The sequence below is a fragment of the Priestia aryabhattai genome (assembly GCF_023715685.1).
GTDB classification, from domain to species: domain Bacteria; phylum Bacillota; class Bacilli; order Bacillales; family Bacillaceae_H; genus Priestia; species Priestia aryabhattai_B.
In genome coordinates this window covers 19,108-44,659 of the sequence record NZ_JAMBOQ010000003.1, presented here as the reverse complement: position 1 = coordinate 44,659, position 25,552 = coordinate 19,108, and the positions used below count along the sequence as shown (strand labels likewise).

At 36.7% G+C, this 25,552-nt stretch carries 19 protein-coding genes, 1 pseudogene and 1 riboswitch; of the genes and pseudogenes, 1 reads left to right on the top strand and 19 read right to left on the bottom strand.

Annotated features, from left to right (window positions below):
* Positions 1-14 precede the first annotated feature (14 nt).
* The 13 genes from nirB to M3225_RS13350 form a co-directional block, all read right to left on the bottom strand.
* Positions 15-2,360 carry a nitrite reductase large subunit NirB gene (nirB, locus tag M3225_RS13410; protein WP_251394495.1) on the bottom strand — a complete coding sequence of 782 codons (2,346 nt, stop codon included), beginning with the start codon at positions 2,358-2,360 and terminating at the stop codon, positions 15-17.
* Between the two features lie 823 nt (positions 2,361-3,183).
* Positions 3,184-3,864, bottom strand: a complete 681-nt coding sequence (gene lrgB, locus M3225_RS13405; RefSeq protein ID WP_285885574.1) for an antiholin-like protein LrgB — start codon at positions 3,862-3,864, stop codon at positions 3,184-3,186.
* Positions 3,865-3,897: 33 nt separating this feature from the next.
* Complete coding sequence (gene lrgA, locus M3225_RS13400; protein WP_251394491.1) at positions 3,898-4,332, bottom strand: antiholin-like murein hydrolase modulator LrgA; 435 nt, start codon at positions 4,330-4,332, stop codon at positions 3,898-3,900.
* Positions 4,333-4,494: 162 nt separating this feature from the next.
* A complete protein-coding gene (locus M3225_RS13395; RefSeq protein ID WP_251394489.1) occupies positions 4,495-5,235 on the bottom strand; it encodes a LytR/AlgR family response regulator transcription factor in 741 nt (246 codons plus the stop codon).
* A 1-nt stretch (position 5,236) separates the two neighbouring features.
* Positions 5,237-6,988 carry a sensor histidine kinase gene (locus M3225_RS13390; RefSeq protein WP_251394487.1) on the bottom strand — a complete coding sequence of 584 codons (1,752 nt, stop codon included), beginning with the start codon at positions 6,986-6,988 and terminating at the stop codon, positions 5,237-5,239.
* 124 nt (positions 6,989-7,112) lie between these two features.
* Entirely contained in the window at positions 7,113-8,441 is a 1,329-nt protein-coding gene (locus tag M3225_RS13385; RefSeq protein WP_251394485.1) for a 6-phospho-beta-glucosidase, read from the bottom strand.
* A complete protein-coding gene (locus M3225_RS13380) occupies positions 8,438-8,767 on the bottom strand; it encodes a PTS lactose/cellobiose transporter subunit IIA (protein ID WP_251394483.1) in 330 nt (109 codons plus the stop codon). The genes M3225_RS13385 and M3225_RS13380 overlap by 4 nt, the downstream gene beginning before the upstream one ends.
* A gap of 13 nt (positions 8,768-8,780) precedes the next feature.
* The gene (gene celB / locus M3225_RS13375) at positions 8,781-10,139 is read right to left on the bottom strand and encodes a PTS cellobiose transporter subunit IIC (protein WP_251394481.1); all 1,359 of its coding nucleotides are present in this window, start codon (positions 10,137-10,139) and stop codon (positions 8,781-8,783) included.
* Positions 10,140-10,152: 13 nt separating this feature from the next.
* On the bottom strand, positions 10,153-10,458 hold the full coding sequence (locus M3225_RS13370) for a PTS sugar transporter subunit IIB (RefSeq protein ID WP_251394479.1): 306 nt from the start codon (positions 10,456-10,458) through the stop codon (positions 10,153-10,155).
* Positions 10,459-10,619: 161 nt separating this feature from the next.
* Positions 10,620-12,569 carry a BglG family transcription antiterminator gene (locus M3225_RS13365; protein ID WP_251394477.1) on the bottom strand — a complete coding sequence of 650 codons (1,950 nt, stop codon included), beginning with the start codon at positions 12,567-12,569 and terminating at the stop codon, positions 10,620-10,622.
* Positions 12,570-12,828: 259 nt separating this feature from the next.
* On the bottom strand, positions 12,829-13,407 hold the full coding sequence (locus M3225_RS13360; protein WP_251394475.1) for a TetR/AcrR family transcriptional regulator: 579 nt from the start codon (positions 13,405-13,407) through the stop codon (positions 12,829-12,831).
* 4 nt (positions 13,408-13,411) lie between these two features.
* Positions 13,412-14,134, bottom strand: coding sequence for an MBL fold metallo-hydrolase (locus tag M3225_RS13355; RefSeq protein WP_251394473.1), 723 nt, complete (start codon positions 14,132-14,134; stop codon positions 13,412-13,414).
* Between the two features lie 133 nt (positions 14,135-14,267).
* Positions 14,268-14,609 carry a general stress protein gene (locus M3225_RS13350; RefSeq protein ID WP_308215753.1) on the bottom strand — a complete coding sequence of 114 codons (342 nt, stop codon included), beginning with the start codon at positions 14,607-14,609 and terminating at the stop codon, positions 14,268-14,270.
* A 448-nt stretch (positions 14,610-15,057) separates the two neighbouring features.
* Between M3225_RS13350 and M3225_RS13345 the strand changes: the two genes are divergently transcribed.
* Entirely contained in the window at positions 15,058-16,449 is a 1,392-nt protein-coding gene (locus M3225_RS13345; protein ID WP_251394471.1) for an amino acid permease, read from the top strand.
* A 34-nt stretch (positions 16,450-16,483) separates the two neighbouring features.
* Here the strand turns inward: M3225_RS13345 and M3225_RS13340 are convergent, their stop codons facing one another.
* The 6 genes and pseudogenes from M3225_RS13340 to M3225_RS13315 form a co-directional block, all read right to left on the bottom strand.
* Positions 16,484-17,113, bottom strand: coding sequence for a copper homeostasis protein CutC (locus tag M3225_RS13340; protein ID WP_251394469.1), 630 nt, complete (start codon positions 17,111-17,113; stop codon positions 16,484-16,486).
* Between the two features lie 64 nt (positions 17,114-17,177).
* Positions 17,178-18,623 (bottom strand): DEAD/DEAH box helicase, encoded by a 1,446-nt coding sequence (locus M3225_RS13335; RefSeq protein ID WP_251394467.1) that lies wholly within the window; start codon positions 18,621-18,623, stop codon positions 17,178-17,180.
* A gap of 218 nt (positions 18,624-18,841) precedes the next feature.
* The gene (locus M3225_RS13330) at positions 18,842-19,195 is read right to left on the bottom strand and encodes a hypothetical protein (RefSeq protein ID WP_251394465.1); all 354 of its coding nucleotides are present in this window, start codon (positions 19,193-19,195) and stop codon (positions 18,842-18,844) included.
* Between the two features lie 460 nt (positions 19,196-19,655).
* Positions 19,656-21,485 carry an APC family permease gene (locus tag M3225_RS13325; RefSeq protein ID WP_251394463.1) on the bottom strand — a complete coding sequence of 610 codons (1,830 nt, stop codon included), beginning with the start codon at positions 21,483-21,485 and terminating at the stop codon, positions 19,656-19,658.
* 131 nt (positions 21,486-21,616) lie between these two features.
* Positions 21,617-21,759: riboswitch (cyclic di-AMP (ydaO/yuaA leader) on the bottom strand.
* Positions 21,760-22,816: 1,057 nt separating this feature from the next.
* Positions 22,817-23,409, bottom strand: a pseudogene (locus tag M3225_RS13320) (YdeI/OmpD-associated family protein).
* A gap of 487 nt (positions 23,410-23,896) precedes the next feature.
* Positions 23,897-25,549 (bottom strand): thiamine pyrophosphate-binding protein, encoded by a 1,653-nt coding sequence (locus M3225_RS13315; protein WP_251394461.1) that lies wholly within the window; start codon positions 25,547-25,549, stop codon positions 23,897-23,899.
* Positions 25,550-25,552: the final 3 nt, after the last annotated feature.

Sequence of the window (25,552 nt, the reverse complement as noted above, 5' to 3'; positions counted from 1 at the left end):
TTCACCTTTCTTTCCTATAATAAATATGTGATTGCACGAGAGCGTTCTGAGCTAAGTTGCTTCATTAAATACTCTCGATTGTCTACCTCAAACAAAACTTCTCTGACATGAACAATTCCTACTCGCTCGATCCAGCTGCCGATACTTTCTAAATAATTCCCCGTTTCACGGTAATATTGAATCAAAGAGCAGCTGATTTCTACTGCTTCTTCGTTCGTTTCGGGCACATAAAACAGCTCCCCGCTTCTGGCTTCTGCGCTGCTTCCGCCAGCATATATCTCCCATCCTCTATCTATCCTTCTTAATCCTATATCACTTGTTGTTACATTCTCTGTAATGTGAGAACAAGAAGCAATACTGATTTTGATATCACATGGGGTCTTTACATATTCAAGCTGTTTATCCAATTCATTTGATAAAGCAAGAGCAGGTTCATACTGACAAATACACGTTCCTTTTCCTATATAAACAGATACATTTTTAACTGTACGTTCATATAGCCGTTGAAGTCCTCTATCTATTTCCTCACTTACCAACTGAAGATATTCTTTTTTCACTCCCATGAGTTGAATGCGTTGATCGCTTGTTAAACGAATATTAGAGATGTTGTACCTTTCAGCTACATTTGCTATGTTCCTTAATTCCTGTACATTTGTCAGACCACCGTGAATTTGTGGTACCACTGCATAAGTCCCGTCGTGAAGCAGAACGGCCTGTTCATTCTCCGTAGTAAATAAAGAATGTCGATTGTTTTCATAATGAGGATTCATCATATCTAAATAGTAATGAAGACCGCTTTCACATAACGAGCAGCCTTTCATGTCTTTAAACTTTAACATTTCTCTTACTTGCTGAACCGTCTCAAATTGGTATTGCTGCATTTCTCTTACCAGCTCATCTTCTGATAAATGTGTACATGTACAAAAAGTTTTTTGTTCAATGATTTCATCAAACTCATCGCTTTGAATATATGTTAAAAGGTCTGCTACAAGGGGTTTGCATCCTCCGCATGAACCAGAAGCTTTTGTGCAATTTTTTATTTCATCTACTGTCGTTAAATCATTTTTCTGTACTGCTTCAATAATAGCTCCCTTTGTTACACCGTTACAGTTGCATACGATATTTGTAAGTGGCATAGAAGCTACTGCATTTTCTTTTTCTTGTTGAGAAGGAAATAATTGTACTTTTTCCGCTTGCGACAAATCCTTTTTTTCACTAATCATTTGTGATAGCTTTATAGCATCACTGGTATCTCCAAAAAGAACAGCCCCCACTACTTTCCCTTCGCGAAAAACTACTTTTTTGTATATACCATCTAACATATTCGAAATCGTAATAGCTTTTGCACCTTGATTTCCCTTAAACTCTCCGACTGAGTAAACGTCTATTCCTGATATTTTTAATTGAGTGGAAAGAACGGACCCGCGATAACCTTTGTTTTTTATTTGGCAAAGGTGTCGCGCTAAGACTTTTCCTTGTTCGTAAAGAGGAGCAACAAGGCCGTATGTCATCCCTCGATGTTCAGCGCATTCACCTACTGCATAGATATCCGGGATGCTCGTTTCTAAATAATCATTTACGATGATTGCTCTATTTGTTTCTATTCCGCTTTTTTTAGCTAGATTAACATTTGGCCTTACCCCTGTAGCCATTACAACTAAATCAGCTGCAATTTTACTGTTATCATTAAATCGGACGCCTTCTACTCGGCTTTTCCCTATAATCTCATCCGTATGTTTGTTTAATAGAAAACTCATACCTTGCTTTTCCAATTCTTCTCTTAACATAGCAGATGCTGCTCTGTCTAACTGTCGCTCCATTAAGAAACCCGAATGATGGATAACTTGAACATCCATTCCTAAATTTAATAGTCCTCTAGCAGCTTCCAGCCCTAACAGACCTCCTCCAATAACCGCTGCTTTTTTATACTGTTTAGAGATTTTAATCATTTCCTGACAGTCTTCGATGGTACGAAAACCGAGGACACCTTCTTTTTCAGACCCTTTAACGGGGAGCATATACGGGCTTGAACCAGTAGCAATAATAAGCTTGTCGTACACCGTCTCTCTGTTTTTATCTGTTTTTATTATTTTTCTCTCGGTGTCTATGCGCGTGACGCTTTCTCCTTTAAATAAGGTTATATTATTTTCCTTATACCATGCAAAAGAATGAATATTGATATCTTCAAGCTTTGTACTGCCTTGCAAAACGGTTGATAATAAAATTCGATTATAGTTAACGTGAGGCTCACTTCCAAAAACAGTAATATCAAAACAATCTGGAGAATGAATAAGAATTTCTTCAATACAGCGCATTCCTGCCATTCCGTTTCCGATTAATATCAGCTTTTGTTTCCTCATATAAAAACCTCCAACACATAGATTAAGACCGTAAAATATACATTTTTTATTATTTCATAAACTTCTCTAAAAGAAATGAACCTTGTTATAACTTCTAACATTAAAATCTGTTTAAAGCGTTTGAGTACGCCGATATCGTTCGTTGAAAGCAGGGTTTTATATAGAGGATTAATATGCTTTAAAAAGGGGTAGAAAAAAGAATGCTGTGCTTGTACCACCTTTCCCTACGCCTTATAAGTAATCTATATAAAATTTTGTTATCTTCCTTTTGCCTACTATTTATTTATTTTGAAATCAATTATGATAAAAGAAAGATTCTGAATTGGAGGTTTAAAACATGTCAATAACCGTTCATGCCACTCAGTGGATTCATTTTCAAATTAAATTGTATAACCTTCATTCCAAAACTAGATCACTCAAAGATCAAAAACTAGAATTACCTCTACCAGAATTCCATCAAAACCTAATCATATTTACATCAGCAACTCGTTATGGCCTTACGTTTGGATATCAAACAATTCAATGGGATACACCCTATACTTCCTCTCCGGTTTACATAGAACATCAGTCTATTCCATGGTCCACTTTAGAACAACGTTCCTTTAAGCACATAACCGAACATATTACAGCTATTTTCTTAGAGACAATGTTTTATAGACAAAGTCAATTCAAACAATGTCAATTTTGTTTTGAATTTATCATTCCTGAGAGTCTTTTCGACCATACAACTTGCCAAAACTGCGCATCACGACATTTTGGAGTGGTCTATTAACAAATAAAAGCCTGAAGATGTCAGAAAATCTCTGACTTCTTCAGGCTTTTGCTACATGACTAACTGAACAAAAATTGGAATAACTGCAACTGTGACGACGCCTACAATAACAACTGCAATACTTGCCATGGCTGCCTCTACTTCTCCCATTTCAATCCCCACGGCTACACCGAGCGCATGTCCAGAAGTTCCAAGAGCTAATCCTTTCGAAATTGGATTTTTCACTTTGAATACTTTTAAAAATAAAGCGCCCAGTGCATATACGATGACTGCATTAAAAATAACAGCAAAGGAAGTAATAGCAGGAATCCCTCCAATATCTTGAGACAATGGCAGCGCAATCGCTGTTGTAGCTGCTTGTGGAAGCATTGATTTCATCACGACTTCATCCATATGAATACCTTTAGCAATCGCAAAAATAATCGCCACCGAACAAACTGATCCTACCGCAATAGAAGAAAGAATTTGCCACCAGTACTTTTTTAATTTATCGGCTTGCTTATATAAAGGGATGGCAAAAGCAATTGTTGCCGGTTCTAAAAAGAAGCTGATAATTTTCCCACCGCTACTATATTCCTCATAAGAAAAGTGACCAATTTTCAAAAAAGCAATCCCGAGTACCATTGCCACAAATAAAGGAGTAAATAAGAAAAACCCTTTTGACTTTTTAAATAAATACGTTCCAATACCGTACGCAGCTAAAGAAACCACGATTCCAAAATACGGATTCATCTTTCCAACCACCTTGTCTCTTTATAATTGATATTAAGCAATGTCTTGTTTTTTCGTTTTTTTACTCATATCTACATCTTTTATTTCTTCTTTTACTTTATTATCTTTTGTCATGCCAAGTATAAGCTGTGAAAATAAGCCCGTAACGCCTAACAAAATAATCGTTGCCACGATGATAACTAAACAAATTTGAATGCCGTACTGCTGCATCACACCTAATGAATTCATAACAGAAATACCTGCTGGCACAAATAAAAATCCGATCAAAGAAGTTAAAGCCGTTCCCAGTGATTCAACTTGCTCTAGTTTAATAATTTTCAAGCACAGCGCAAGAAATAACAGTACAAGTCCAATGACTGAAGCTGGCATTGGAAAAGGCAAATGCTCTGCAATAAAATCTGAAATCAACATAATTACGGAAAAAATAAATGCTTGTGTTAAAAAGCCATACACTTTTTTAGCACTCATTTCTTTCACCTCTCTCTGTTTGTTGACTTCATTATATAAAATGAAAATCAACAAGAAAGCGTTTTCAAACTAAAGAGTCAAATATTTGTGCTCACTTACAAAAATTGAGCCTTGAAATACAAAAAACAGCTTGCCGAAATGCATACGCAAGCTGTTTTTTTCTTAAATTCCTAAACGTTTCTTCAATTCTTTAGCATATGTACGGCTGACAGGAACTCGCTCATCGTTTTTCATCACTAAATTATACGTAGAATTAAACCATGGCTGTACTTCGGAAATATAATGTACGTTAACGATATACGCCCGGTGCACACGAATAAACGACTGAGAAGGGAGCTTTTTTTCTAGCATAGCCAGCGTATCAGCAGTATGATAGGATTCTGTTATGGTCTGAATCGTGACTTCTCCTTCTATCAATCCTGTAAATAAAATATCCTCTACATTCACTAATACAATCGAATCGTCTACAGAAATCGCTAACTTTCCAGTTTGAGAAGAAGACTCTCCTATCGATTCTTCTTCTTTGACAGCGTGATGAGGGACATGCATTTTTTTATATTTATGAATGGCCTGCACCACTCTTTCTTCATCAAAAGGCTTCAAAATGTAGTCAATTGCATCCACTTCAAAGGCTTGTAAAGCGTACTGATCGTACGCCGTTGCAAATATAATAGCTGGCGGATTTTTCATTTTTTTAAGCCTTTTAGCAATATCAAAACCGCTGTCATCTGACAATTGTATATCTAAGAATAATAAATCCGGCTTTTCATCCATCATTTTATCCAAAGCCTCTTCGATACTCTCCGCCTCTTCAATAAGGTCTACTTCTTTCGTTCGGTGCAGCAAATATTTTAATTCATCTCGCGCTAACATTTCATCGTCTACTATTAGTACTCGCAGCATATTACATACCCTCGCTTTTTAATTCAATTGGTATAACAAACGAAACCGTTGTTCCTTCTGTTACGTCAAACTCCAGCGTTGTTTCTTTTCCAAACAATCCATGCAAACGTTGTTTAATATTGTAAAGAGCTGTCCCCGTTCCTTTTTCTGAAAAAACGGGCTGATTGCCAAGCATTTGCAATCGTTTTGCGTCTATACCTTGTCCATTATCTTTTACCTTTACGTATACATATTTATCTTTTGTCTCAATATAAATTTCTACACGACAGTGCTTTTGTTTACGCGGAAATGCGTGCCGAATTGCATTCTCCACAAGCACTTGGAGAATAAACGGCGGAAGCAAGACATCATCTAGTCCTTGTTCAATATACATGTCAATTTCGTATTTATTAGGAAACCTGGCTTGTTCAAGCGATAAATACGCGTGAACATGATCAAGCTCTTTTGATAACGGAATCAACAGCTGCCTTGCCCCCTGCAAATTGGAACGAAAATAAATGCTTAGCTGCAAAAGCAGCTTTCTGGCTTTTTCTACGTCTTGTCTGCACAGCGCCGATATCGTATTAATGGCATTAAATAAAAAGTGAGGATTCACCTGTGCCTGTAAGGCTTTAATCTCCGCATCTTTTAGCAATTTACTTCGAAGCTCTGCTTCGCCGAGCTCTAGCTGAGTTGAAAAAAGTTTAGCCAATCCTTCTGCCAGCTCTTCCTCCACCCGGCTTAACCCGCTTGCATCTTTAAAATACATTTTTAGTGTTCCAATTGTGATACCGTGAGAAGTAAGCGGCATTACAATAGCAGCATGAAGCGGGCAGTCTTTATGCTGACAATCAATTTGTTCTCTAGATTTCGCTTTCATAATTTTTCCTGTCTTCAGCACTTCGTGAGACAGCCCGGTAATTAAACTATGCGAAGGAACGTGGTGATCAATTCCTTCTCCTACATGAGCTAAAATTTTGTGCGTATCAGTTAACGAAACAGCATCCGTACCTGTGAAGCGATGAATAATGTTTGCAACATTTTCACATGATTCAGCAGTGAGACCCTGACGAAAATGAGGAAGAGTTTGATCCGCGATTAATAATACTTTGTGTGTCTGAAGCGCTCTCATTTGCTCCTCTTGTCGTAAAATGGACTGAATAATGGATAAGAAGATATAGCTTCCCGTACCATTAACAATGATCATTGGAATAGCAATAATACTCACTAGCGTCCATGCCGAATCAAATGGTTTAGCAAACAATAAAATAATTAGCATCTGAAGCGTTTCCATCGCTATGCCTACAAGTGCAGCAAAGCGCGGTGTAATCGTTCGATGTTTTTTTCGGTATGCATAGCCGATATATCCAGTTAACACCCCTGCCAAAACGGATGAAACCGCACAGCTAAACGCCGTACTTCCTCCTAACATAAAGCGATGAACGCCAGCAAGTAGTCCTACTCCTAAACCAACAAAAGGACCGCCAAGCAGACCGCCCATTTCCACACCCATAATTCGCGTATTTGCAATCGAGCTTGATGGATCTACCTTTAATAATAAATCTTCATTTCGAATAATCGTTCCTTGAATTTCAATTCCCGTGTAGTTACTAATAATGCTAAAAAGAGAAAAGATGAAAATAAGTACAGCTTTTCCTTTATAACCTTGCTGTTTGCGGAGAAATTGCCGAAAAACTTTTGTATGTGCCAGCAAAAAACCTATAATGACAATAACTCCGACTCGTTCTACCATCATAATTAATAAATGAATCATTTCTAGCCACCCTTTGCTGTCTGTTTCTATCTTATATTGTTACATTGATGATGCCAGAAATCTAGCTGTACAAACAGAAAAAAGAGAGCTGTTCGAATACATAATATATTCGAACAGCTCTTTCTCAGGCTTGAACAGTTTTAAAAAATTGAGGCAAGTAATCTTTATGAGCTTCTAACATCTCATCTACAATTTGCTTAGCTAGTTTATCAGAAGCCACAAGAGGATTAATGGTTAATGCTAAAATAGCTTTGTCATAATCCCCTGTCACTGCTGCTTCAGCTGCAATCCGCTCAAATGACTTAATTGTTTGAACAAGACCGCGGACAGGTACAGGGAGGTCGCCGACTGAAATTGGTTTCGGACCATCTTTTGTAATGATACAGCTTACTTCTACGGCAGAATCAGCTGGAATGCTTGCTATAGCACCATTATTAATGGTATTTACAGGCTGAATATCGCCTTTATCCGTATAAATGGATGTAATCAACCGAACGGCTGCATCACTATAATAGGCGCCACCGCGCTGTTCTAATTGAGGCGGTTTACTGTCTAAGTTAGGATCTTTGTACAGTTCAAATAGCTCTTTTTCCAACTGTTTTACCACTTCTGCTCTCGTTTCACCTTTTTCATAATTAACAATTTCTTTTTCTACCATTTCACGCGTTTTATAATAGTACATGTGGTATGGACAAGTTAACGCACTTAGCGCTTTTGTAAATTCTGGCTCCCATCCAAGTCCCGCTACATTTTTTACAAAGCTGCTGTTATTTGGATCACTCAATAAATCAATAACTTGATCTTTGACACTTACGCCATCTACATATACATCTAATCCATAGACCATGTGATTTAAACCAGCAAAGTCAATTCGGATGCGAGAGTGGTCTACATCAAGCAGTTTAGCAATCCCCATTTCCATTCCGATTGGCACATTACAAAGTCCTACAATCTTTTTAATGTTACTATAGCGAAGTACTGCTTCTGTTACCATTCCCGCAGGATTTGTGAAGTTAATCAGCCAAGCTTCTGGACATAACTCTTCAATGTCACGGCAGATATCTAAAATAATAGGAATCGTACGAAGTCCTTTAAATAATCCGCCCGGTCCGTTTGTCTCTTGACCGAGCACCCCGTATTTAAGCGGTATTCTTTCATCTTTCGCTCGTGCATCTAACAAACCAACGCGAAACTGAGTCGTTACGAAATCTGCATCTTTTAGTGCTTCTCTTCGATCTAACGTTAAATGAACATCAATTGGCAAACCTGATTTTTTCACCATTCGCTTCGCTAAATTCCCAACAATCTCTAATTTTTCTTTTCCTTCTTCCACGTCTACTAGCCACAGTTCTCGAACTGGAAGTTCATCATATCGTTTAATAAAACCTTCTATTAGTTCAGGCGTATAGCTTGAACCTCCGCCAATCGTTACAATCTTAATACCTTTTGTCATAATGTAATCCCCCCAGAAATTTTGATTGTTTCATATAAATCTACAAATTCAGTAGCCATTTCTTTTACTGTCATCGCATTCATTAAATGATCTTGAGCATGAATCATGAGCAGAGAAATTTCTGTGCTTTCCCCTCTAATTTCTCCTTGAATTAACGAAGTTTGAATATGATGAGCTGCATTTAATTCTTCCGCAGCTTGTGTAAGCTTTTCACGTGCTTCTGAAAAATTTCCGTTTTTAGCAGCCGCTATCGCTTCCATTGCTGAACTCCTGCCGTTTCCACCGTGTAAGATTAGTTTAAAAATATATTCTTGAACGCTTTCCATTCTTTATCCCTCCTCACACAATATCTTTCTGTGTATCACTTGGTACCTCTTCAACTGTAGACTGTATCCCATTTTCTTCAGCGAATTTTTGTTTATCCCACATTCTAAAGAAAGGATAATAAATGCAAACAGAGATCCCAATGTTAATAGCTTGCATAACTGCACCCGATAATTTCCCTCCTGTTGCTAAATAGCCAGAAATAATTGGAGGCATGGTCCAAGGAACCGCAATACCTGCTGGTTTTGCTACCAGTCCTGTCGACATCGCAATATAGGTTGCTACTACCGTTACAAGAGGGGTAATAATAAACGGAATAAGCATCATTGGATTCATCACCATCGGAAGTCCAAAAATGATAGGCTCATTGATATTAAAAAGAGCTGGTCCTATTCCTAATTTACCAAGCTGCTTCATTTGCTGACTGCGCGCTTTTAAAATCATAGCAACAACTAGAGCTAACGTTGCTCCGCTTCCTCCAATATTGATCCAAATATCAAAGAACTGCTGTGTAAAAATATTTGGTAATGCTTCATGATTAGCAAATGCAATTCGGTTTTCATCCATAGCTCCATACCAAATCGGAGCCATAATTCCACCAACAATATTCGCTCCATGAAGTCCACAAGACCACATGAGCATAATAACAAGCTCGGCAACTAGCGTACCGCCTAAACTGCCGCCCAATACACCTAAAGGCTTTCCAAGCAATTCTCCAACAATATTATGCAGACTTCCAAAATGCGTTTGTTCTACTAACAAACGTAAAATCCAAATAAATGCTATTACCGTAAAGCCAGGAATAAGAGCCGCAAACGATTTTCCAACAGCAGGAGGAACTCCATCAGGCATCTTGATGACAATGTCCTTTTGAATAAACCATCTGTAAATTTCCGTAGAAAGAATTGCGACAATCATCGCTACAAAGAGCCCTTTACTTCCCATTAAAGCGGTGGGAATTCCACCGTCTACTAAAATAGCTTCTTTGGCTCCACTTGGAAGAAAGGAAACTTTATACGGAGTAGCAAGTAAAAAAGCTGCAAGTGAAATTGCTCCTGCGGACAAAGCATCCACTCCGTATTTTTCAGCTAACCGATAGGCTATCCCGAAACAAGCAAGCAGCGCCATAATATCGAATGTAGCTCCAACTGGATAGGCCATTTTTGCTGCCCATTCTTTTCCGAAAATCCCTGCCATAAAGTCGTTGTAACCTGGTATCGGTAAATTGGATAAAATTAAAAATACTGAACCGATAATAATGAGCGGCATTGTCAGAACAATACCGTCTCGAAGTGCTTGTAAATGGCGTTGACCCGCCATTTTTCCGGCGATAGGCATGATTTTGTTTTCAAGCATACTATTAAATTTGCTCATGTAGTCCACGCTCCTATTTTGAAACTAGTTGAACCGCAAATTTTAACACTTGTTCTCCATTGCATGTCCCGTAGTGAACAGGATTAATAACGTCAACTGGTACTCCTTTTTCTTCACCTAGCTTTTTAAGCTGCGGCAACAAGTAGCGCACTTGAGGTCCTAATAAAAGTACATCCGCTTGATCAATATGGTTGCGAACAGATTCACCAGGGACCGCCCAAATTTTATACTCCGTGCTTTGGTCCTGAGCGCTTTTTTCCATTTTTGTTACTAGTAAACTTGTAGACATTCCAGCTGCACAACATAATAGAATATTCATTTGTCATTCCCCCGTTTTTTTATTTTGCTATCTGTTTTATTGATAGCTTTATCTTAAAATAAAAGCGCTTACATTTATACACAACCTTTTTCCGTTACTAACGGAAAAATTATATTTGAACATTCAGATAAAAAAGAAGCCCCTCTCTTGGACTTCTTTTTTCATCTAATATTTTTCATAAACACCTCTATAAATTCCTCATAATCCTTGCACTTTACTAAGCGCTGCACGACCTGCTTATCATCCACAACGCGGACTAACAAACTGTACATTTTTTGCAAATCGCCTTGATTATTCGCTTTCACACTTAAAAGGCAAATAAATTGTACGAGGTTTCCTTCCCACATAATCGGTTTTTTCAACGTGCAAATGGCCCAAAACGTCGTATCCGTTTGAGGAACCATAGGATGAGGAATCGCAACGAGATTGCCAAAACTTGTTGGTGATGCAGCTTCTCTTTCAAAAACGGATTCTATAAATTGAGAAGGAACTAGTCCTAGATGAGTTAATTTCTCTCCTAAAAAATGAAGCACTTCTTCTCTTGCTTGAAATTCTTGCTGTAAATATACTAATTCTTTTTTCGTGTATTCTAAGGAAGGCTGCGGTTTATTCTTCATTAAACATTCAATTTTTTTAAAATCATTGTTTCCTAGAATGGTACTTACTTCTACTACAGGAACAGGAAGATGATCTGGAATTGGAATGGTACTAACAATAAAATCTAAAGAATGCAGCGACATTTGGTGAAGCTTATAATACTGTGTTGTTCCTAAAATAGTAAGATTTAATCCAAACGTAGCCTGCAGCTTATATGATAATAGCTTGGCACTCCCTACCCCCGATGCGCATACAATCAAACAGCGCTTAGGCTGATTGATAATTTTCCGACGTTCAATGGCCCCTCCAATATGTAAAGCTAAATAGCCAATTTCCGTTTCATGCATGTCAATTTCAAGGCGATTTTTTAACACTTTTCCAGCTATAATCCCAGCTTCAAAAGCCAGAGGGTAATGGCTCTTAATTCCTTCAAGCATCGGGTTTCGTAGATTCATTCCATATTTATAGCGGTTGATAGCCGGTTTCAAATGCAAGCTCATGCCAAGAATCAACTCTGAATCTTCACTAATTCCTAAATGAAGCTCTTTTTCAATTGCTTCTAATATAGCCGCTGTTAATTCATAAATATTTGTGTCAATAAACTGCTTAACTTCTTTTTCTTCATGATTGCTACTGTTGAGCATTTTTGTACCTAACAAATGGATGGCGATATATGCTGTTTCTGACTTCGGAAAACGAATCTTGAATGCCTTTTCAATTTCCCGCACAATTTCACCTGCTACTTCATATTCTTTGTGCTCCATAATCTCAAGTAAGTCTTCTGAATACAAAGAGATAAAATTTTCTTCTTGTATTCGCTTACAAGCTATTGCTAAATGAATGATTAAATTGTTTAATCCAATGTCTGAAACCATAATATTGTATTGTTTTATTTGATTTAAAATGTGGGCTTTAATCGTTAAGATTGATTCTTGGGGAAGAATGGATATTTCATTGTATACCATATCTACTTCTTTATCTTTTCGGTTGAATATGTACTCAGACATACAAAATCTCATTTTCATTTCGTCCCCTTTAGCTTTCAAGCCATAGTTAGGACGTTTTTCTAAAAGAATATCATACTTACACAGCTGTTTTTTAACATCTCTTAAATCGTTTTGAACCGTTGACTTGCTAATATACAACTCGTCTGCTAAATCTTCGAGCTTCAAATATTCGTCTGCTAGCAGCAGTCTTTTAATTAAATAATGCACGCGGTCATCAGGAACGGTTGGAATAGAAGTTGAATCAAATAATTGATTAGCCGAAAGTTCTTTTAATAGCTGATGAAACTGTTTTTCATCTAAAACGTTAAGTTCATATCCCGTCCCTCGAGCTGATTTAATTTTGGCTCCGTACTGAGACAAAATGTCATCTAGCTGTTTTATATCGGTTCGAATAGTTCGAGAAGATACCTGATTTACTGTTGCTAAATATTCGCTCGTAACGGTTGATAATGTAGAATGTACGGACATTAGTTCTCGTAATATGACGATCATTCTTGAATTAAGCATGTTTGCTTCTCTCCATTCCCAGAAGATTTTCCCCTTATAAAACAAATTAAAAGGGCTGGTTATTTTAAACAAAAACAAAAAACACCTAAACAGCAACAAACAGAAACTACCTTTTCTGTCCTTGCAGCTTAGGTTTTGCCTGCTCCATCAGTAACAACCCTAAAACAATAGAAATAAATGTCTTTATTTGTAATCTATCATTCTTTCTGTTTTTTTTCAATTTCAACTAAAGCGTTAGGCTTAGTGGCATTAATAGAATTTATGTGGTCTGTTCATGCCGATGTAGCCCCAATACAAATGTACGAATTAAAAAATCTAGTGTCTCATCAGTACTTAACGGCATTCCAAATCCCCCTTGCTGCTCCAAAGAAGAAAAACCATGTAAAATGCTACGAAGACTTCTAACAGCATGAAGAGCTTCATTTTCCGGAAGATGATACGGTTTTAACACATCCAACACTAAAAACACAATGTGATCAGATGCTTTTTGTACTTCTTCATCTTGTATCCTTGATGCTACCGTTGCCGTTGCTTCGTATATTCCCGGAGACTTTCTTACAAATGAAACGTACGCTTTACTTAACTGATAAACAGCGTCTTCTGCAGAAGCATGTTCAACAGCACTTTTTAGAAGATGATATAGCTGTTGCAGTCCACTTAAAGCCAGTTCTTTACGCAGTTCTTCTAACCCTTGTATATGATTATATAAAGACGGGGGACGTACACCTAATTCTTTGGCTAATGAAGCAATTGTAACAGCATAAAACCCTTCACGATTAGCTAAGTTTACACCCGTTTGAACAACCTTTCTGAAATCTAGTCCCTGTCTTGGCGACATCTCTTCATCTCCTTTTTCCCATTTTTACTTTTGCTTGTTGTATTGCTTTTCCCATCGATTTTAGCGGCTGAGAAAGGAGACTTCCGTGTCCAACAGCAAGAAGTGACGGGTTTAGTTGATATAGCTTTTCTGCACTTTTAAGCGACAGCTCCTTGCTCCACGTTCCAAAAGCAGGAAACGGAAACAATGGTTTTAACTGACCTGATACCGCAACTCCTCCTCGCACTTGGAAAGAATCTCCGGCAATTAATGCGTTCGTTCTCTGGTCTAAAAAAGCCATAGACCCAGGTGTATGTCCAGGTGTAGAAATAGGAGCAAGTGAGCCTATATAAGACTCTTCTTCGATGAAATGATCAATTTTAGTTGAAATCTTTCCTAGTTTTGGTACTCCTCCACGAATTGGGTGTTGAGGTTCTTCAGAATCGAGTGTGAAATCTCCTGAAAATAATCGATAATCTCTTTGCGACATATAAACAGAAGCATTTGGCAAACTTTTCTTCAAAGTATCAATCGCTCCGATGTGATCTTCATGAGTATGTGTAAAAACAATTCGAGTAATCGGTTTTCCAATTTGATCTGCAGCTTTCAAAATACCTGACGCGCTGTAAGGAAGAGCTGCATCAATTAATGTAAGGCTATCTTTCTCTTCGATTAAATAACAATTCACTGGAAAAAAGCGAGACAAAAACGTCAGTTGATACAACATTTTCTCACGAACTATTCTCATTTCCTCATCCCCTATTATTAAAATAAAAACTAATGATATTAGTTTTTATTTTAACTAACACCATTAGTTTTATCAATCATAGATTGAAAAAAAACAAAAAAAAGATAGGTGCATTAGCACCCATCTATCAAAACTAAACGTCTTTTCTTTCTCCTGTAGCAGCCACTACGATCACACTGCCTTTCTTTAACTCTTCTTCATATTTTTTTGTTTCGTCTTTTGATAAGCCTAGTGAAGCCATTTTTGTTCGAAGCTCATCTTCTCTTGTTAAAAATAAACTCGCTGCTGAATGTAAAGGACCTTCTTCAGACAGTCGAATAATATTTGTGTCCGTTACTTCTGTTAAATCTTTAGAATTTTCCTTGTCATAAGTAAACACGTATACTTCATTCTTCTCAAAACCTTTGTCTGCAAATTGATTAACTGCTTCGTTAATATTCGCTCCGTTTTCTACTACTTCAACATGTTTCCTTATTTATAACCTCCTGTTTCTATCGCACATCTTTTTTTATACTTAGCAAAAGAATAAACTTATTACTACTATATATACCCGTTTTCAGAAAGGAAAACCCGCATTTAGCGCTTTGCAGAGAGTTTGAAACTTATTCCACAGTATCCTTTACTTAGTTAGATGTATACCTCTTTCGTTTAAAGTATCTAAAACGATCATTCAGCTGATTTTCAGTTAACTTTCATAAGAAATTCATCTACATTGCTTATCATAATAAAGGAAAAAGACGCTAATTAGATACTTTATACGCATAATGAATGTCTGTGTCAGAGTAAGCCGGATATGAATTGAATAATTCATGCCCGGTTTTTTACATGAAAGAACTTCTAACAATATCCTGTTCTTGCGCTTGACAACATACTATAATTCTCCATATTAACTAAAAATTCAGGTTATATAGGAGGTTTCACAAATGAACAGCCATCCACAACCACAGTTAAAAAAAGAGTTAAAGATCCGGCACATCACCATGATTTCTCTTGGAGGAATTATTGGGGCTGGATTGTTTATCGGAAGCGGATCACTCATTAACACCGCTGGACCGGGCTCTATTTTTTCGTACGCATTTGCTGGTTTGCTCGTTATTTTAGTCATGCGAATGCTTGGCGAAATGTCTACTGCAAATCCTTCCAGCGGTTCTTTTTCCACTTATGCAAAAGAGGCATTAGGCCCTTGGGCCGGCTACACGATTGGCTGGCTCTACTGGTTTTTCTGGGTTATCGTCATTGCTGTTGAAGCCATTGCAGGTGCAAATATTATTCAATACTGGTTCCCGTCTTTACCGTCTTGGGGAGTAAGCCTTGCTCTTACTTTTTTATTAACGATGACTAACCTGTACTCTGTTAAATCTTTCGGAGAATTTGAATATTGGTTTTCTCTCATTAAAGTCGTCAGCATCGTTCTTTTTTTACTTTTAGGTATAGCTATTATTTGTGGATTCATTCCAGGAATCGATTCTCCCGGCACTTCCAACCTTTTGCACAAAGGCGGTTTTTTACCAAATGGAATTAGCTCTGTATTTTTAGGCATTGCCCTTGTCATGTTCTCCTTTATGGGAACAGAAATTGTCGCAACCGCGGCAGGTGAATCTTCTCAGCCTGAAAAAGCCATTACCATCGCGACCAATACCGTTATTTATCGCATTTTGTTTTTCTATTTAGGATCTATTTTTATTTTAGTAACGGTTCTTCCATGGAATTCATCAAGCTTAATGAAAAGCCCATTTGTATCTATTCTTGAATTAGTGAATATACCTGCCGCAGCTCAAATTATGAACTTTATTATTTTAACAGCCGTCCTTTCCTGTCTGAATTCTGGTCTCTACACAAGTTCTCGCATGCTGTTTTCCATGTCTCAAAATGGTGATGCGCCAACAAGATTTTCAAAATTAAATAAAAAAAGCGTACCGGTTAGCGCGATATTAGCATGTACAGTTATCTCGTACATTAGCGTCATCTTTAACTACATTTCACCAGATAAAATCTTTTTGTTCTTAGTGAATGCATCAGGCGGCGTAGCGCTTCTTGTATATCTTGTTATTGCATTTTCACAGATTAAAATGAGAAAAAAATATGAAAAAGAAAATCCTGAAGCATTAAAAATTAGAATGTGGTTATTTCCTTACTTAACTTACGCTACAATTCTTGCTATCACTAGTATTTTTATTGCCATGGCATTTATTGATTCATTACGTTCCCAGTTCTTCTTAACTCTTTTAATTGCTGTACTCGTCGTAGGTTCTTTTTTCTTTCAACGTACAAAAGTGACAAGCAGCTTAGCAGCAAAAGAAAATACATCAAAATAAAAGAAGCTGTTCCTTTTGGAACAGCTTTTTTTCGTTAACCGGATAAATCCCCTACAATTTTTGTTCCGTGTAATTCAGTTGCTTTTGTTTCTTTCATAACCCGATCCGCGTTGCCTTCATGAATTCCTCCGCCTGGCAGAATAACAATACGGTCATTAGCATATATGATAAGTTCTCGAATCATATGCAAGTTTTGTAAAGCAGATCCTTTCCCACCTTTGGTCAAAATACGGTCTGCTCCCAATTCGCTAAGTGCATCAATTGCTTTGTATTTATCATGAATCTCATCAAATGCCATATGAAACGTAACGCTTAAAGGACGAGCTTCTGTTATTAACTCTTTAGTACGCCCATAATCGATTTCACTTTCTTCTGTTAAAATACCAAATACTACTCCATTTACTCCAAGGTCCTTACATGCTTTAACGTCTTTTTTCATAATTTGAAATTCTGCTTCGGAATATACAAAGTTACCGCTTCTTGGGCGAATAATCACATTGATATCTGTATAAAGATGTTCGCTTGCATATTGAATGGTGCCATAACTTGGCGTAGTGCCTCCTTGACTGAGATTGTCACATAATTCGATGCGTTCTGCTCCTAGCTTTTCGGCTTTTTTTGCTTGCTCATACCCTTCTACACACGCTTCTTTTATGTACTTCATACTCTCAACTCCCTTATTGGCTGTACAAATAAAGCCCATCTTTAAAAAGATGGACTTCCTTCTGCTATTTAATCGCTTTATGAACTTTTAATTTCTTTCCTTTAATTGTTTTGTTTTTCATTGCTTGTAACACTTTTGGGCCTTTTCCATTCAAAATCTCCACATAAGAGACATTTTCTTGAATCGTAATAATCCCAATATCGTCTGCGGTTACCCCGTCTAACTTCGCAATTGTTCCTACAAAATCGACCGCGCGAATTTTCTTTTTCTTTCCTCCGTTAAAATACAGCTTCATAATGTCTTTATTTAATGACTCGCTTTTATCTTTTTTGACTTCTGGACGCTCATTGATTTTTTCAGTAAAAGCTGCTGCTGCCTGCTGTACTTCTTCTTCAGAAGGAGGAATGGATGTTGGAATCGAAAAACCGATATATTCTTCAATTTCCGATAGCATTCTCTCTTCATAAGGCGTTACAAATGTGATAGCTTTCCCTTTTTTACCGGCACGTCCCGTTCTTCCTGTACGGTGAACGTAACTTTCTTTTTCTAACGGAAGGTCATAGTTAATAACGTGTGTGATATTATCAATATCAATTCCTCTCGCAGCTACATCTGTCGCCACTAAATAGCGGAATTTTCCTTTTTTGAAATCATTCATAACCTCAAAACGGTCTTCTTGCACCATTGCACCATGAATTTTATCACAAGGATATCCAAGATTATCCAAATCATCTAACAGGGTGTTCACCTGCTCTTGCGTGCGGCAAAAAATGATGCAGCTGTCCGGGTTTTCTACTGTGATTACGTCTTTCAGCAGTTTAAATTTACGTTCATTTTCTACTGATATAATAGAATGGTCAATCGTGCTTGTTGTCAAACCATTCGCTTTGATTTCAACATCAACCGGCTCTTTCATATATTTGCGAGACAGCTCTTCAATATCTTCAGGAAGTGTAGCCGAGAAAAGCATAGTTACACGCTCACTAGGAAGATGTTGAATAATTGCTTCTACTTGATCAATAAAACCCATATTTAGCATTTCATCTGCTTCATCAATAACTAAATAACGAATTTTCTCTAATGCAAGCGTTTCTTTTTCAATATGATCAAGTACTCGTCCAGGCGTACCCACGACAATATGTGTTTTTTGTTTTAATTCTACTTTTTGCTTGGCAAATGGTGATTTTCCGTAGACAGCTGCTGCTTTAATTCGCTTAAAACGGCCGATATTTGTAATATCTTCTTTTACTTGCGCAGCCAGCTCTCGTGTAGGTGTTAACACTAGGGCTTGGGGTTTATTTTCTTCCCAGTTAACTAATTCACACAGTGGAATGCCAAAGGAAGCTGTTTTTCCACTTCCTGTTTGAGACTTCACGACAACATCTCTCTCTTCTAGCGCAATAGGAAGCACCTTGCTTTGTACTTCTGTAGGATGATTGTATTGCAAACTAGAAAGTGCCTTAACTACCTTATCACTAAGACCGTATTGACTAAAACTTCTTTGATTCATTTTGTACCCTCATTTATTTTAAATTAGTGATTATCTTTATCATGACCCGATGCACTATGTTTCATTATACTTTAATTCTTCTATACGCGCTCAAAATTCAAAATCATAAAAGCCGCTTTTCTTCTAATGCAAAAGCGGCTTTTGTATATACACTCATTTTTGAAGTCAAACTTATTTTCATCTCATACATCTACAATATAAAAAAGTCAGTAAAATAACTAGGAAATAATAAGGTAATAACGGGTACTATTAATGGCTTGTTTTGAATATGTAATGTAATCCGTGTAATCTATCCACTCGTATCTATCTAATTTCCTTTCTAACTTTTCATTAATTTCGTCTTCAATTTCGTGCATTAAAGTAACCGTTTCAAAAATAGTCATTCCAAAACGATTGGCTGCTTGGTGATGAGGAGACTGTTCTTTAAGAAGTGTTAAAAACTGTTCTTTCGTCTCAGCCTTTTGTGCTAAATGATCTTCGACTCCTTCAATAAATTGATATAGCATTCGTTTGTTAATCGAAAGAGAAGCAATAATATTTCTTGCGAAAACCTCCATCATCTTTTCATTCATCGTCGCTCCACCCTTCATCGTTACAACAAATCATCGTTTCATTTATTATAAACGCAATGATTACGATTTACAATATGGAATTCTTCCTATATCCTCTATCTTCAACTAACGAAAGAGAAAAAAGGAAAAAATTAATTAACAATTTTTTAAAATAGGGCTATGGGAAATTATCTTTTTTTATTATAATCTATCTGTACGATGTTGCTATGCAACTTCATGCCTAATTAACATAATACCAATAATTTTTAAATCTTGATTTTTATGGTTATATCTAAGCTAAATTAAATATAAACTGAAGGAGGGTAAACAACCCTTGGTATTTGCAATTATTTATGAATTTTTATCTTCTCTACTAATCAAACCGGAATCAGAAACTAAAAAACGCGTTAGTTAGACTAGCAATTCATATAGGAAAGATAAAGCCCATCAACTTATTAAGTAAATGGGCTTTTTGTTCACTTTACTTTTTAAATTTATAAGGCAATGTGGTTACAATGACATTTTTCCGGTAAAGAAGGTGTGCTCTTAGTAATAAGCTTGATTGGTTATGCAACGCGTTATGCCAGCTTTTTCTTGTGATAAATTGCGGAATTAAAACAGTGACAGCCATATGGCTATCATCAGCTCGCTCTTCTACACGATCAATAAAGCGTAAAAGAGGTCCAACTAAGCTTCGATATTGTGAGTAGAATGTAACTAAGCGTATATCAGGATATCGTTCGTTCCATATCTCTTCCATTCTCTTTTCACTTTCACGGTCAAATGCCACATGGACCGCAATAACTGTGTCTCCAATAATTTTCGCATAGTTAATTGAATTCTCGACAGCCCTTGTTAAGCCTGCAACCGGTATAATGACTACATTTCCTTCTAGTGCTAATGCTTCTTTGTCTCCTGGCTTGATGCGAAGTTGCTTTCCTACCTCTACGTAATGGTTCTTAATACGGTGAAACAGATAGACGATAAGAGGTAAGAAGATTAAAACAGCCCACACTTGTGAGAATTTTGTTGTAAAGAAAATAATCAGTACAGTGAAGCTAATAAAAGCCCCTATAAAATTAGTCACTAATTTCCCTTGCCAGCCAGCTGGTTTTTCTCTTAGCCATTTTACAATCATGCCTGTTTGAGATAGCGTAAATGGAATGAATACTCCAACGGCATATAAAGGAATTAACCGTTCTGTATTACCTTGAAATGCTATGATGAGCGCAATAGAGGCAATTCCAAGGGTCACAATCCCATTTGAATAGCCTAAACGATCACCACGTATCGTAAACATACGAGGAATATACTTATCTACAGCTAAATTAACAGCCAGTAAAGGAAAGGCTGAAAAGCCTGTATTAGCAGCTAATACTAAAATTAAAGCCGTTGTACCCTGAACAAAATAATAGAAACCATTTCGTCCAAACACTTGGGAAGCAAGCTGTGAAACAACCGTCTCCTCTGCTTTAGGTACAATTCCAAACCAATAAGCCAAGAACATTACACCTGAAAACAGAATAGCTAAAATAACGCCCATTGCAACAAGCGTACGAACCGCATTTCTTGCAGCTGGCTGTCTAAAGTTTGTTACAGCATTTGAAATAGCTTCTACGCCTGTAAGAGCTGAACACCCTGATGAAAAAGCTCGTAATAGTAAAAATAAGCTGATTCCTGGCACTGCAGTCCCGATGGCAGGATGAATGTCAGGAGAGATCTGACCAGTCGCTACTTTCCACATTCCTATCCCTATTAATAAAAGTAATGCAAGAACAAACAAATAAACAGGATACGCTAATGCTGACGCAGATTCCGTTACTCCTCTTAGATTCAAAACCATAATAAAAATAACCAATAAGCAAGCGATTATGACCCTATAGTCATGAAGAACAGGAAAAGCAGACGTTAACGCATCAGTTCCAGATGAAATACTTACAGATACGGTTAAAATATAGTCTACTAATAGAGATCCTCCAGCAATAAGCCCTGCATTCTCTCCAAGGTTATGTTTAGATACAACATAAGCGCCACCACCTTCTGGAAAGGCATAAATAATTTGTCGGTAAGAAAGGATAAGTGCTGTTAAAAGAATAAGTACACCAATACCAATTGGGATAGAGTACCAAAATGCTATCATCCCAATTGTGGCAAGCACAATAAGGACTTGTTCTGGGCCGTACGCCACGGATGAAAGTGCATCGGATGAAAGAATAGCTAAGGCCTTGATCTTATTTAACTTTTGTTCACCTAGCTCCTTTGATTTAAGTGGCCTCCCAATTAATAAACGTTTTATGGATGAATAACTCATCTAAACTCCTCCTGGAACCTTTGCCATTTACCTATATTGGTTTACTCTCATCATTCCCTATCTCAGAAAAAAAACACAAAAAAGAACACTAAGGTTCTGCTTAGTGTTCTTTCCAGGACAAATAAAAGCAAACCTTCTCTCCAAACGCTGATGAGGTTAGCTGTCGGATTCGGGCCTTTAGAGTAGCCCTACCTTCTTTTAGAAGGATTCACCCCAAGTGCAAGTGCACAAAAATGGGTCCCCCACTCCTTAGTGGATTAAGCGATAAAAGGTATGAAAATAGCAAGATCATATATGTATGTTAGGTACTATACGCCTGAGTTTTACATTTGTAAAGAGGGTATCAATTAAAATGAATATTTCCTATACTTTCTTTATAATATCTTTTTGTTACAGATTACGTAATTAAATTCCATGTCTCGATTTTCCCTCAATAGAAATAAATTTTTGCAATACAATTTTCACAAAGATTCCAATCAAAATATAAAATGGTACAGAATAAATGTGTTCCCATTTCAGTAATTTATATATTCCTAACCATTTAAAAATGCTTCCCCCACAAAGGAAGCAAAAAAAGCAAAGACTGTGATTGCTAATATATACTTATTCCACTTTAGAAGTCCAATGAACTTATTTTATTTCTTTGTAATCGATGTAGGGGTCGTTTTTATCTCTTATTGGCTTACAAAATTGGTAATGAAAATAAGTCAAGAGAGAAATGTAAGACCATTATGAGGGGTAGACAAAAGATTATTGGCTTAGAAGGGTGCTGGTATAAGATTAATGAAAAGATATATAGTATAAAAAACAATTAAAGGGCACAAACTACGAATGGTCGGCAACTTGCTTTGCTGACGGATCGTTTCTCCTTTCAAGTTTAAAGTTGTAAAAACACCCTCCTGTACGAGTGTTTTTGATTTTTATGGGGTATAGTTTCAAAGAGAAAATGCAATAATGAATATAAAAGGAGCTTGACTATATCCTTTTACTAACGACTCATTACCTTTGTGTATAGTATGTATTTCATAAAAAGCGCCCCCTTTTTGGGGTATTTTTTATTTACATCCCTCTAATAGGCATTGTTTATATATCAACAGTAAGCATATAGAAATACGAACTCCTTGTCTTGTAATGCGTATTTTATGCCTTAAAATATGATTATAAAGGTTTTAATAGCCCTTTTATTTCATATATTTAATGAGAAATATAGAATTTATGCTATAACGGTAACGGGAATGATACGTGAATGTTTTAATGTATTCAACGTAGCAAAGAGCCACTTGTTTTATACAAGTGGCTTCTTATATTAGCTATGTTTTAAATAAAACCTACTAATCATTTAACCCTTTTCCGTTGAGAATGTTCTCCATATATTTCTCAATCCTTGCTTCTCGAGTCTTAGATTGTTTAGCTGTAGAAAAATAAAGAATATATGCTCTTTGCCGTCCTGGAGTCAATGCTTCAAAAGATGTTTTCAGAGAAGGAATTTCATCAAATTTATGTTGAAGTTCTTCAGGGATCATCAATTCTTCCGGTTTTTTAACTTTCACTTTCAAACCGGCTTTTTCAACTTCAATGGCCTCATAAATATAAGCTTTCAAGATGGCTTCCTTTTCAACTATTTCCTGCACATTGGTAAACCGAATCTGACGCGCTCCTTGTACATTCTCTGTTTGTTGGATTAGAACGCCATGAGAATCCTGTAACAAAGCACCCTTAGGAAACAGAAGTGCACAATATTCTTTAAACCCATGTATTAAAACGATATTTTTTTCTCAAACGTGTAGCAAGGATTCATCCACTTAAATTCTTCAATCAACTCACAGTCAAGAACAATGTTTCTCAGCGTCTCATATTCTTCTTTCCACTTTTTAGCTTTACTTAAAAATTCATCAACTTTAGGATTTGTTCTACTATTTGCCATTAAGGAACACTCCTGTTCAATTTTTCAATCAGTCACCCTAACACCCGTACAGTCCATCATCAAATTATTTGACTGTGATAATATTCTCCAAATTTATGAAATGCCCTTCTTCAATCAACGTGAAATTAATTAATTCTATTTGATCGTCTGTTTAAAGAGGTTGAGGGACATCTACTTGCCTGTTTATAACTTTCTTTAACCCTATGTACTGTTCTGGCATGCTTGCGAAATCTCTCCTTGAATGGATTCACCACATGGATATATGTAATCTTAGAAATAGAAACCACTTGCGATATGCAAGTGGTTTTTATGTGTGAAATTTAAGGTAATTACATTTGTTATTGCTCAGCATTATAAAATTTCAGCTACAACAAATTAAACTTTATTCTACTGAAAACAAACCTTTTTCAAATAATGTTATTATCATATCAAAGGTTTAGAGATCTTTTGAAATTTTCGTGGTATTTTTACACTAGAACCTGAATCTTTATATCCTATCTAAGATAGGTGGTATTTCTTTGGGATCAACCATAACCTCTATAACTGAAGGGATATTTTTATATTCCAACGTTTGTCTAATAGCATCCTCTATTTCGCTTTTATTTCTACACCTATAAGCAATAGCTCCCAATGATTCTGCAAATTTCTTAATATTAGTTTTTTCTTTATACTTGGCTCCAACCGAGCGATTTAACCATTGTTTCATCCCTTTATCAACCATATCTAAACCGCCATTGTTAAATACAACAAATACTACTGCAACGCCTTCATTTACAGCTGATGCGATTTCGGTACCATGCATGAGTGTACATCCATCGCCAGTGAGGCATACAATAGGTTTCTGTGGTGAAGCTATTTTAGCACCTATTGCATAACCAATAGCATGTCCCATAGTACCAAACACATCATCAAAAAAGAAAGTGCCAGGCTCATAGATATCATAGTGCTTAATAGCAAAAAAAGTATGACTTCCATCATCCCCAAATAATATTGTTTCATCTGGTAAATATCTACGAAGCTCTTTAATTGCACTAGCTGCTGATATATAATGTGAACTTTCACTTAGCTCTTCAGTTTGATTTTTTTCATTCCCTTGTTCTTGAGCAAGTAAATTAATTGGTGCTAAGGGAGTTGATCTCATACCATTCACTTTCTTTTTGAGCTCTTCTAAGTTTCTTTTTGCATCTCCTTGGATAACTAGGGTTGGAACTGAAATTGATTTCCCTGAAAAGGTGGAGTCTATATCAAATTGAATAATTTTCTTAGGCTTATAACTCTCCTTGAATCCTGCTAAAGACATATCGCTTAACTTGCTTCCAATTACAATCATGAGATCTATATTAGATTGCAAATACTTCGTCGCTCTTTCTGTACCACCTAAGCCAAATGCACCTAAAGATAAAGAATGATTAGTAGAAAAAGTACCTTTTCCACCAGGAGTTGTAATCACCGGAATCCCCCATTTTTCAGCAAGCCATTTCACTTCCTCATAAGCTTTAGAAATCTGTACACCTTTTCCTAAAAATAATATTGGATTTTCAGCTTGATTTAATTGGTGTATTACTTTCTCCAATTGTGTTGATACGACAGGAACCTCTCTCGGTAATTCAAATTTGAAAGGATTAATTTCTTCTAATAAAACTTCAAAGGGAATAGAAAGATGCACCGGACCTTTAACCCCCACACATGCTTTTTCAATAGCATGTTTAAAATATAATTCAAACTGTTCTTTGCGCTCAACTCGTGCACTAAATAACGTTACGGGCTCAAACATTTTTACTAAATCTGTTCCAAACATTGAGGAATCTTGCCCTAAAGCTTTTCCCGTATCTTTTATGGACGGATGGCCTGTAATAAACAAAACAGGAAGATGATAGGCTTTAGCCTGACCAGCAGATGTCAAAAGATTTGTTCCTCCAGGACCAGAGGTTCCTATTGCAACCCCAATAGTATCTTTTATCAATGAATAGCCTGATGCTGCAAAACCTGCTCCATTTTCATGCCTAGTAACTATAAATTCTAGCCCGTTGTCCTCTATTTCAGTTAATATAGGAACGATAGATTTACCAGGGATCCCAAAGATATGAGTAACTCCCCATTCTTTAAAATGATCAATCAATAAAGAAACTACTGTTTTCATGTT

Coding starts and splice junctions, on each gene's coding strand:
- nirB (WP_251394495.1), bottom strand. CDS start 2,360: ATGAGGAAACAAAAGCTGATATTAATCGGAAACGGAATGGCAGGAATG.
- lrgB (WP_285885574.1), bottom strand. CDS start 3,864: ATGAATCCGTATTTTGGAATCGTGGTTTCTTTAGCTGCGTACGGTATT.
- lrgA (WP_251394491.1), bottom strand. CDS start 4,332: ATGAGTGCTAAAAAAGTGTATGGCTTTTTAACACAAGCATTTATTTTT.
- M3225_RS13395 (WP_251394489.1), bottom strand. CDS start 5,235: ATGCTGCGAGTACTAATAGTAGACGATGAAATGTTAGCGCGAGATGAA.
- M3225_RS13390 (WP_251394487.1), bottom strand. CDS start 6,988: ATGATTCATTTATTAATTATGATGGTAGAACGAGTCGGAGTTATTGTC.
- M3225_RS13385 (WP_251394485.1), bottom strand. CDS start 8,441: ATGACAAAAGGTATTAAGATTGTAACGATTGGCGGAGGTTCAAGCTAT.
- M3225_RS13380 (WP_251394483.1), bottom strand. CDS start 8,767: ATGGAAAGCGTTCAAGAATATATTTTTAAACTAATCTTACACGGTGGA.
- celB (WP_251394481.1), bottom strand. CDS start 10,139: ATGAGCAAATTTAATAGTATGCTTGAAAACAAAATCATGCCTATCGCC.
- M3225_RS13370 (WP_251394479.1), bottom strand. CDS start 10,458: ATGAATATTCTATTATGTTGTGCAGCTGGAATGTCTACAAGTTTACTA.
- M3225_RS13365 (WP_251394477.1), bottom strand. CDS start 12,569: ATGCTTAATTCAAGAATGATCGTCATATTACGAGAACTAATGTCCGTA.
- M3225_RS13360 (WP_251394475.1), bottom strand. CDS start 13,407: ATGTCGCCAAGACAGGGACTAGATTTCAGAAAGGTTGTTCAAACGGGT.
- M3225_RS13355 (WP_251394473.1), bottom strand. CDS start 14,134: ATGAGAATAGTTCGTGAGAAAATGTTGTATCAACTGACGTTTTTGTCT.
- M3225_RS13345 (WP_251394471.1), top strand. CDS start 15,058: ATGAACAGCCATCCACAACCACAGTTAAAAAAAGAGTTAAAGATCCGG.
- M3225_RS13340 (WP_251394469.1), bottom strand. CDS start 17,113: ATGAAGTACATAAAAGAAGCGTGTGTAGAAGGGTATGAGCAAGCAAAA.
- M3225_RS13335 (WP_251394467.1), bottom strand. CDS start 18,623: ATGAATCAAAGAAGTTTTAGTCAATACGGTCTTAGTGATAAGGTAGTT.
- M3225_RS13330 (WP_251394465.1), bottom strand. CDS start 19,195: ATGAATGAAAAGATGATGGAGGTTTTCGCAAGAAATATTATTGCTTCT.
- M3225_RS13325 (WP_251394463.1), bottom strand. CDS start 21,485: ATGAGTTATTCATCCATAAAACGTTTATTAATTGGGAGGCCACTTAAA.
- M3225_RS13315 (WP_251394461.1), bottom strand. CDS start 25,549: ATGAAAACAGTAGTTTCTTTATTGATTGATCATTTTAAAGAATGGGGA.